The 9,404-nt window shown below is 68.1% G+C and carries 10 protein-coding genes; 5 read left to right on the top strand and 5 right to left on the bottom strand.

The genetic code is table 11. The annotated features are described in order from the left end of the window. Positions 1–204: 204 nt before the first annotated feature. The 3 genes from ABS73_RS16775 to ABS73_RS12185 form a co-directional block, all read right to left on the bottom strand. Positions 205–927 carry a transposase gene (locus ABS73_RS16775; protein ID WP_353743333.1) on the bottom strand — a complete coding sequence of 241 codons (723 nt, stop codon included), beginning with the start codon at positions 925–927 and terminating at the stop codon, positions 205–207. A gap of 120 nt (positions 928–1,047) precedes the next feature. After that, a complete protein-coding gene (locus ABS73_RS12180) occupies positions 1,048–2,022 on the bottom strand; it encodes a glutathione S-transferase family protein (protein WP_277018122.1) in 975 nt (324 codons plus the stop codon). 58 nt (positions 2,023–2,080) lie between these two features. Next, positions 2,081–3,397: an MFS transporter gene (locus tag ABS73_RS12185; protein WP_277018123.1), complete on the bottom strand. Its 1,317-nt coding sequence runs from the start codon at positions 3,395–3,397 to the stop codon at positions 2,081–2,083. 120 nt (positions 3,398–3,517) lie between these two features. On the opposite strand from ABS73_RS12185, the gene ABS73_RS12190 reads away from it, so the two are divergent. The 5 genes from ABS73_RS12190 (at position 3,518) to ABS73_RS12210 (ending at position 6,783) form a co-directional block, all read left to right on the top strand. Beyond that, positions 3,518–4,303 carry an exodeoxyribonuclease III gene (locus ABS73_RS12190; protein WP_277018125.1) on the top strand — a complete coding sequence of 262 codons (786 nt, stop codon included), beginning with the start codon at positions 3,518–3,520 and terminating at the stop codon, positions 4,301–4,303. Positions 4,304–4,381: 78 nt separating this feature from the next. Continuing rightward, a complete protein-coding gene (locus ABS73_RS12195; protein ID WP_423805146.1) occupies positions 4,382–5,287 on the top strand; it encodes a tetratricopeptide repeat protein in 906 nt (301 codons plus the stop codon). Between the two features lie 3 nt (positions 5,288–5,290). Further along, entirely contained in the window at positions 5,291–5,917 is a 627-nt protein-coding gene (locus tag ABS73_RS12200) for an LON peptidase substrate-binding domain-containing protein (RefSeq protein WP_136856204.1), read from the top strand. Then, entirely contained in the window at positions 5,914–6,102 is a 189-nt protein-coding gene (locus ABS73_RS12205; protein ID WP_136856203.1) for a Trm112 family protein, read from the top strand. The genes ABS73_RS12200 and ABS73_RS12205 overlap by 4 nt, the downstream gene beginning before the upstream one ends. Positions 6,103–6,111: 9 nt before the next feature. Further along, complete coding sequence (locus tag ABS73_RS12210; protein WP_277018129.1) at positions 6,112–6,783, top strand: rhomboid family intramembrane serine protease; 672 nt, start codon at positions 6,112–6,114, stop codon at positions 6,781–6,783. Here the strand turns inward: ABS73_RS12210 and ABS73_RS12215 are convergent. Together ABS73_RS12215 and ABS73_RS12220 are read right to left on the bottom strand one after the other, a co-directional pair. Further along, complete coding sequence (locus ABS73_RS12215; RefSeq protein ID WP_277018130.1) at positions 6,780–7,562, bottom strand: DUF2268 domain-containing putative Zn-dependent protease; 783 nt, start codon at positions 7,560–7,562, stop codon at positions 6,780–6,782. The two genes, ABS73_RS12210 and ABS73_RS12215, sit on opposite strands and share 4 nt — an antisense overlap. 24 nt (positions 7,563–7,586) lie before the next feature. Continuing rightward, positions 7,587–9,404 (bottom strand): DNA translocase FtsK (locus tag ABS73_RS12220; RefSeq protein WP_286693472.1); only part of this gene is annotated, 1,818 nt, incomplete at its 5' end.

Genomic DNA, 9,404 nt, shown 5'->3' on the forward strand with positions numbered 1-9,404 from the left:
GCTGCCTGCTTGTGAAGAGAAATCAGCATCCTCGCCTCCCGTCCCGAAGCTCGCCCAGGATCGATCTTGCCACGAAGAGCGCGGTCCGGCGAGGGTCTATGTGATCATCCGGGATAGAACAGGTGGATCAGGCGGACTGCGCCTGCCAGCGATACTTTGCATTGTCGATCCACGCCCAATGCAGAATCCTCGCAAGATGCCGGGTCACTGCGACCATCGCTTTGGCTGGGCCACGGTACCTGCCAAGGGCCATGCCCCAGGCCTCCAGTGGTGATTTTGGCGCAGAATGACGGCTGGTGCCTCGGCCAAGGCCCATCTAGCCCCAGAGTCTCCACACTTAGAGATGCCCCGCCCGCGGTCCCGTCCACCAGGTTGATAGCGCGCCGGTATCAGACCGAAATGGGCGGGACGGGTCGTGATCGACTGAAGCGGGCTGCCTCTTGTATGCCTGCCCTGATGGTGAGTGAAATCGGCGGGCCCATCCCCGATACGGTCATGAGCAGGCGGCAAATGCCATCGGATGCGGCCAGCCGTTCCATTGCCTTGTGCAGGCGTTGATACTGCCCCCGACGGAGGCGCCGGACCTCCAGCAACCATCACGATTGTTATCGCCGAATTCGGCCGTTCCTTGCTCAGATCGATCACCCAAGCCTCAAGTTGGGGCCGCGTGACGGAGCCGACCTTCCTGTGCCGCGTCTGGACGCAGATGATGGGATAGCCTGCTGCGGCCAGACCACTGCTGGGCCACTGGGAATTGGCCCGCCTCCAACCCCACCCAACGATAATGTCCGGCAAGCGAGCCAAGCAGGGGGCGATGGCCTGCGGCTCGCTCTCAACCTTCGCCTCTTTCAGGGCCTTGCCGTTCATGTCCATCACGTAAACGCTCGTCATCCGACCCGACACGTCCAGACCGACAAACAGATTCATCGCAGCATCGTCCGGGCGCACTGACCGTCACGGACACGCCCGGATAACCGCCGGTCAATCACCACGCGTCATTCGACTTGCGGCGGCACCCACTCAGCCAATCGATTTATCTGCGACAGTTCAGCCGCGCCCGTGCGGCTCGGACCAGTCGATATCGGGACCGATGGGCACGATGCGATGCGGGTTCACCGTGTCGTGGCTGTAGTAATAGTGCCGGATGAAGTGGTCGGGATGCACGGTCTCCGCCACGCCCGGCCATTGATACAGCTCGCGCGCCCAGGCCCACAGGTTCGGATAGTCGATGATCCGGCGGCGGTTGCACTTGAAATGCGTGTGATAGACCGCGTCGAATCGCAGGACGGTGGTGAACAGCCGCCAGTCGGCCTCGGTGATGCGGTCGCCGGTCAGATAGCGGTTGTCCGTCAACAGGCCCTCGATCCAGTCCAGGCTGTCGAACAGCGGGTGCACGGCCTTGTCATAGGCCTCTTGGCTGGTGGCAAAGCCCGCCTTGTAGACGCCGTTGTTGACCGTGTCATAGATGCGGTCGTTGACCGGGGCGATGCGGTCGTGCAGCGCTTCGGGCCAGTAATCGTCGGTGTTCCCGGTCACCCCGTCAAAGGCCGAGTTGAACATGCGGATGATGTCCGCGCTTTCGTTCGACACAATCTGGCCGGTCTGGCGGTCCCACAGGACCGGCACCGTGACCCGGCCCGAGGCATCGGGTTTCGCCTTCAGATAGACCTCGCGCAGGTAAGCAAAGCCGAACTGGCGGTCGCCGGTGGCGCCGTCGAAATCGGTGCGAAATTCCCACCCGTCCTTCAGCATGTCGGGATGCACGGCCGAAACCTCGATGTGATCCTCCAGCCCCTTCAGCGCCCGAAAGATCAGCGCGCGATGCGCCCAGGGGCAGGCATGGCTGACATAGAGGTGATAGCGCCCGCTTTCGGCCTTGAACCCGCCCGTCCCGGTGGGTCCGGCGCTGCCGTCTGCGGTCACCCAGTTGCGGAATTTCGATTCGTCGCGCTTGAACGCGCCGCCGGTGCTGTCGGTGTCATACCATTCGTCCTTCCAGACGCCGTCGACCAGTTGGCCCATGATCTGTCCTTTCCTTGATGTGGCAGGGGAACGGGCGGGCGCGCCCGTTGTTCCGCGCTCAGCCGATGGCGCGGTCGCGCGTCTCGATTCGGATCAGCGTCAGCGCCGCCGCGGCCAGGACCAGCAGCACGGCAAAGCTGCCGATGGCCAGGCCGAAGCCACGCGCGAACACGACGGCTAGCAGGCTGGGCGCCAGAATGCCGCCCAACCGCGCCATGGCGCTGGCCGTGCCCATGCCGGTGCCGCGCAGATGCGTCGGATACAGCTCGGGCGTGAAGGCATAGAGCGCGCCCCAGGTCCCCAGCAGCGCAAAGCTCATCACGATCAGCGCCGCCGCGACCACCGCCCCGCTGGTCGCAAAGGCGAACAGCCCGCAGCCCGCCGCCGACAGGATCAGGAACCCCGCCAGCGTGAGGCGGCGGCCCCAGGCCTCGACCCCCCAGGCCGCCAGCGCGTATCCCGGCACCTGCGCCAGCGCCAGGATCACCAGGAACCCGTAACCGCGGACAAAGCCGAACCCCTCGGTCGCCAGCTGCCCGGGCACCCAGACGAACACCCCGTAATAGGACAGCGACACCAGAAACCACACCGCCAGGATGCCGATGGTGGCGCGGCGCAGCGGCCCGTCCATGATCGAGCGCGCGGCCCCCTCGGGGACAGGGGCAGGGCGCAGATGGGCCGCGGGCGGCAGAGGGGCTGCACCGTTCACGCGCAGCACCTGGTCGATGACGGCGCGGGCCTCGGCCTGGCGGCCCTTGCGGACCAGATACATCGGGCTTTCGGGGATCCAGAAGCGCAGGAAGAACCCGATCAGCGCGGGCAGGGCCGCGACCAGAAAGATCCACCGCCAGGGCGCTGCGGCGCCCCAGCTGGCCGCCGCCCATGCGGTCAGGGCCACGATGATCGTGCCGACCGCCCAGAAGCCCTCCAGCCAGACCAGCCAGCGACCCCGGTTCTTGGGCGGCAGGAATTCGGCCATCATCGCGTAATCGACGGGCAGCGTGCCGCCGACCGCAACCCCGGTCAGAAAGCGCAGGACCAGCAACACCGTGAAATCGCCCGCCATGACCGATGCCAGCCCAAAGACCGCATCCATCGCGACGGTCCCCACCAGCACCCATTTGCGCCCGATGCGATCGGCCAGGCGCCCGAACCCGAATGCGCCCAGGAACATGCCCAGAAAGAACACCGTCCCGATCTGCAGCGCCGTCACCCGGTCCACCCCGAACGTCGCCGCGACCGAGGGCGCGGCAAAGCCCACCGCGATGACCTGCATCGCATCCGCCGCCCAGACCAACCCAAAGATGCCCAAGAGCCGCCACTGGAACCGGCCGGTGCCGCCGCGCGTCAGCGCCTCGTCGATGGTCAGCTTCATCACGGCCCTCCTGCGGTCCCTCATGCATAACGCGCATCCGGGATATGACAAGCCTGCGCCGCGCGTCTCGACACCCCCGGCCCGCGCCGCTAGGGTCCGCGCCGAAAAAGGAGCGCCCCCATGTTCACCATCGCCACCTGGAACATCAACTCTGTCCGCCTGCGCGAGGGGCTGGTCGCCCGGTTCCTGGAGGAGGAGTGCCCCGACATCCTGTGCCTGCAGGAATGCAAGTCGCCGGTGGACAAGATCCCCCTGACCCGCTTTGCCGAACTGGGATACACCCATATCGTCGCGCGGGGGCAAAAGGGGTATAACGGCGTGGCCATCCTGTCGCGCCTGCCGCTGGAGGATGCGGGCGACCGCGACTATGCCGCCCTGGGCCATGCGCGGCACGTGTCGGCGCGGCTGCCCAACGGGGTGGTGATCCACAACATGTATGTGCCTGCGGGCGGCGACATACCCGATCGAGAGCAGAACCTGAAATTCGGGCAAAAGCTGGATTTCCTGACCGAGATGCGCGACGTCTTCCATGCCGACCGCCCGGCCCGGTCGATCCTGGTGGGCGACCTGAACATCGCCCCGCGCGAGGATGACGTCTGGTCGCACAAGCAGCTGCTGAAGATCGTCAGCCACACCCCCATCGAGGTCGATCATCTGCTGGCCGCCCAGGATGCCGGGGACTGGGTCGACGTGACGCGCCAGGACATCCCCCAGGGGCTGCTCTACAGCTGGTGGAGCTATCGCGCCAAGGATTGGGACGCCGCCGACAAGGGCCGCCGCCTGGATCACATCTGGGCCAGCCGCGACATCGCGGGCGCCGCCCATTCCAGCCGCATCCTGCGCCCGGTGCGGGGCTGGGACCAGCCAAGCGACCATGTCCCGGTGCTGGCCAGCTTTGATCTGTGACATGATCGGCCCTTTCGCTGGCCGGATGCCTGCCCCATATTGGGGCCAACGCTTTCGACCCACGGGGACGCCATGACCATGCTTTTCGACGGGGCGCAGACGCCCAAGACCGACGACTTCATCAAGGACGTGACCGAGGCGACCTTCATGGCCGAGGTTGTCGAAGCCTCGATGGAGGTGCCCGTCATCGTCGATTTCTGGGCGCCCTGGTGCGGGCCGTGCAAGACCCTTGGCCCCGCGCTGGAGGCCGAGGTCGCCCGCCACAAGGGCCGCATCCGCATGGCCAAGATCGACGTGGACCAGAACCAGATGATCGCCGGTCAGCTGCGGGTGCAGTCGATCCCGACGGTCTATGCCTTCTACAAGGGCCAGCCGGTCGATGCCTTCCAGGGCGCGCTGCCCGCCAGCCAGATCAAGCAGTTCGTCGACAAGCTGGCCGCCCTGTCCGGCGATGACGGGGGCCTGGCGGACGCGCTGGCCGCCGCCGAGCAGATGATCGAGGACAACGAGGCCGCCGACGCCGTCGAGACCTTCACCGCCATCATCGGAGAGCTGCCCGACAGCCCCGAGGCCTGGGGCGGCCTGATCCGCGCCCATCTGGCGGCGGGCGATCCGGCTGCGGCCGCCTCCACCCTGACCCAGGTCCCCCCTGCCTTGACCCATGCCGGCCCCATTGAGGCCGCCCGCGCTCAGCTGGCCCTGGCCCAGCAGGCCGCCAGCGCCGGTCCCCTGGACGATCTGGCCGCCCGGGTCGGGGCCGACCCCGCCGATCAGCAGGCGCGTCTGGAATACGCCCAGGCCCTGCATGCCGACGGCCAGCTGGAGGCCGCCATCGACGTTCTGCTGGACAGCTTCCGCCGCGACCGCGACTGGAACGAGGGCGCCGCCAAGGCGCAGCTGCTGACCATCTTCGACAGCCTCAAGCCCACCGATCCGGTCGGGCAGAAGGGCCGCCGCCGCCTGTCCTCGCTGATCTTCGCCTGACCGATGGTGCTGCGTTTCGACCTGCCCGACCGCATCCCCCTGTTCCCGCTGCCGGGCGCCGTGCTGATGCCGCGCGCCCGCCTGCCGCTGCACCTGTTCGAGCCGCGCTATCTGCAGATGCTGGATGATACGCTCAAGACCGACCACCGCCTGATCGGCATGATCCAGCCCGAGGGCGACGGCCTGTCAGCCATCGGCTGCGCGGGCCGCGTGGTGGCGTTTTCCGAGACCGGCGACGGGCGGATGATGATCTCGCTTGGGGCCGTGTCGCGCTTCCGCCTGCAGGAGGTCGAGGAGGGCTTTGCCCCCTATCTGCAGGCGCGGGTGGACTGGTCGTCCTTTGCCCGCGATCTGGGCGGCCCCGAGCAGGACCCGGGCCTGGACCGCAAGGCGCTGTTCTCACTGTTGGACCGCTACATGCAGACGCAGGAGCTGTCGACCGATTGGGACGCCGCCGCCGAGGCCGAGGATGAGCTGCTGATCAACTCGCTGTCGATGATGCTGCCCTTCGGCCCCGGCGACAAGCAGGCGCTGCTGGAATCCCCCACCCTGTCGGACCGCCGCGAACTGCTGGTCGGCCTGATCGAATTCGCCCTGCATGGCGGCGAGAACGAGGAACGTCTGCAATGACCGATGCCCCCTACGACCGCCACATGCTGGAGGCGCTGGTCTGCCCGGTGACGCACACCACCCTGCGCTATGACGCCGCCGCACAAGAGCTGGTGTCCCACGCGGCAGGGCTGGCCTTTCCGATCCGCTCCGGCATCCCGATCATGTTGATCGACGAGGCCCGCCAGATCCGCGCCGATGACTGACACCCGCCCATGACCGATCCCGGCCGCCCGGTCGCCTTTCCGCAGGTGGCCCGCGCCGACCGGGGGCCTGCGCCGCTGCCGCTGTGGCTGCGCGGGATGGTCGTCGCCTGCTGCCTGATCGAGGCGCTGACCTGGGCCGGCCCGATGCTGGGCCTGGGCTCGGCCCGCGTGGCGGGGGTGATGCTGGGCGGGTTCTGGCCGCCGCTGATGACCGGGGCCGCGGGGCTCTATCCCGGTCAGGGCGTGGCGATGTTCTTGACCTATGGCCTGCTGCATGGCGGGGTGCTGCATCTGGCGATGAACATGATCTCGCTGGCGGCGGTAGGGCGCGAACTGGTCCGCATGATCGGCTCGGGGCGCATGGCGCTGACCTATCTGGTCAGCCAGATCGTGGCCGGTGCCGTCTTCGCCTGGATGGAGCCCACCGCGGGCCCGATGGTCGGCGCCTCGGGGGCGGTCTTCGGCCTGGCCGGCGCGCTGGTCGGCCATGCCGCGATCAACCTGCACCGCCGCCACCGCTCCATGGCGCCGCTGATCCGCGCCACCGCGCTGATCCTGGGGCTGAACATCGTGCTAACGCTGCTGATGCCCGCGATCGCCTGGCAGGCCCATCTGGGCGGCGGGCTTGCCGGGCTGGTCCTTGGCATCGCCTTCGCCCTATCCGGACCACCGCGCCGCTAAGACGTCTGATCCGTCCCGGCGTCAGGCGCGCCCTCGGGGGTCCGGGGGGCCTGCCCCCCGGCGTCGCGGGACGCATCCTGCGCCGCATCCCCGTCAGGCGCCTCGGCCTCTGACTCTGGGGCGGGCTCCTCAGGCTCCTCCACGCCCTCGATCGCCAGCAACCGCCGCAGCGCCGGGCGGAACGCATCCGCGGGCTCCGCGACCAGCGACGCGGCAGACCGCCCCTCGGCCTCGGCCAGATGCTCGGCCACCAGGCGGTGCCCCAGCCCATAGCCGGTCCATTTCCGCATCCGTCCGCGCCCCATGAACCATTCGCCATGGTCGTAATCGCGCCGCGCCCACAGGGTCCCGGCCTGCTTCAGCGACCCCGATCCGGGCCGCGTCGCATCCCAGGGGTCGGGCGCCCCGCCCAGCACCTGCAGCACGAAATGTCCCGCCAGCCCCTCGCTGACCAGCGCCTCGCCCAGGGACCGCCCGTATCCGGGCCCATCCCATCGCGCCAGATGGTGCATCTCATGGACCAGGGTGCGGCGGAAATGCTCGGGCGCGACGCGTGCGGGGTCCAGCGTGATCTCGATGATGCCGGGGGCGGGCGCATGGCCCGCGATGCCCCATTCGGGGATCACCCCGTCGCCCGCCCGCACCACCAGATCGAACCGCGGCAGGTCCAGATGCGCCTCGACCGCGGCCACCATCTCGCGCGCATGGGCGCGGATCTCGGCCATGATCAGGGTCAGCGCGCTGCGCGCGTTCAGCATGTGCAACTGCCAGATCGGCATGGCTCTCTCCTCGGGTCCGCGGGGTCAGACCTCGGGGACCAGCACCTCGCGCTTGCCGACATGGTTGGCGCTGGACACGACGCCCTGCTCCTCCATCTGCTCGACTAGGCGCGCGGCCTTGTTATAGCCGATGGCCAGCTTGCGCTGGATGTAGCTGGTGGAACACTTGCGGTCCTTGGCCACGATCATGACGGCCTGATCATACAGCGCGTCATCGCCGCCATCGCCGCCGCCCAGGCCCAGCACGGCGTCGATATCGTCGGCCTTGTCATCCTCGACCCCCTCGACCACGCCCGACTTGTAGCTGGGCGGCCCAAAGGATTTCAGATGCGTCACCACCTCCTCGACCTCCTCGTCGCTGACAAAGGGGCCGTGGATGCGGGTGATGCGCGCGCCGTTGCCCATGTACAGCATGTCGCCCTGGCCCAGCAGCTGCTCGGCCCCCTGCTCACCCAGGATGGTGCGGCTGTCGATCTTGGACGTGACCTGAAAGCTGACCCGCGTGGGAAAGTTCGCCTTGATCGTGCCGGTGATGACATCGACCGAGGGGCGCTGCGTCGCCATGATCAGGTGGATGCCCGATGCCCGCGCCATCTGCGCCAGGCGCTGGATGCAGGCCTCGATCTCCTTGCCGGCGACCATCATCAGGTCGGCCATCTCGTCGACGACCACGACGATATAGGGGAAGGTCTCGGGCTGGAATTCCTCGGTTTCCCAGATCGCGTCGCCGGTATCCTCGTCGAACCCGGTCTGGACGGTGCGCTTGAACATTTCGCCCTTGCGCAGGGCCTCGGTGACGCGGCCGTTGTATCCTTCGATGTTGCGCACGCCCATCTTGGACATCTTGCGATAGCGGTCCTCCATCTCGCCCACGACCCATTTCAGCGCCACCACGGCCTTCTTGGGGTCGGTGACGACCGGGGACAAAAGGTGCGGGATGCCGTCATAGACCGACAGTTCCAGCATCTTGGGGTCGATCATGATCAGCCGGCATTCGTCCGGCGTCAGTTTATACAGCAGCGACAGGATCATCGTGTTGATCGCGACCGACTTGCCCGACCCGGTGGTGCCCGCGATCAGCAGATGGGGCATCTTGGCCAGGTTCGCCACGACCGGATCGCCGCCGATATCCTTGCCCAGGGCCAGGGGCAGCGGCTGCGTGCCGTCCCCGAAGGCGCGGGAGGCGAAAATCTCGCGCAGCAGGACCTTTTCGCGTTTCGCATTGGGCAGCTCGATCCCGATGACTGTGCGGCCGGGGACGGTGCTGACGCGGGCGGACAGGGCCGACATCGACCGGGCGATGTCGTCGGACAGCCCGATCACGCGGCTGGCCTTCAGGCCCGGCGCGGGTTCCAGTTCGTACAGCGTCACGACCGGGCCGGGGCGGACCTCGGTGATCTGGCCCTTGACGCCATAATCATCCAGCACCGCCTCCAGCATGCGGGCGTTCTCCATCAGCGCCTCGTGGGACACGGGCACCACGTCGCTGTCTGACGGCGCCGACAGCAGCGCCAGCGGCGGGCGCTCATAGGCCGGGCCGCCCTCCTCAAAGCGCAGGGCCGGTTCCGCCTCGGCACGCGCGCTGCGCGACGGTTCGGGGCGGCGGGCGGGGGCGACGATCTGGCGCTGCGTCTCGGCGCCGAAGGGGCGCGGATCGGCGGGCTCCTCCTCGGGCGGCAGGGCCGCGGGCGCGCCGTCGCGGGCCAGGCGCGACGCGACGGCCTTGAGGACCGACGATTTCGCCGCGCTGGAGCGGATCGCGTCGCTGATGCGGCCGCGCACCTCGGCCTCGGACGGCGCATCGCCGTCATAGTCGGAATCGTGCTCGATCAGCTCGGGCTC

It is taken from the genome of Paracoccus sp. SCN 68-21 (genome assembly GCF_001724535.1).
In the GTDB taxonomy this organism is placed as follows: domain Bacteria; phylum Pseudomonadota; class Alphaproteobacteria; order Rhodobacterales; family Rhodobacteraceae; genus Paracoccus; species Paracoccus hibiscisoli.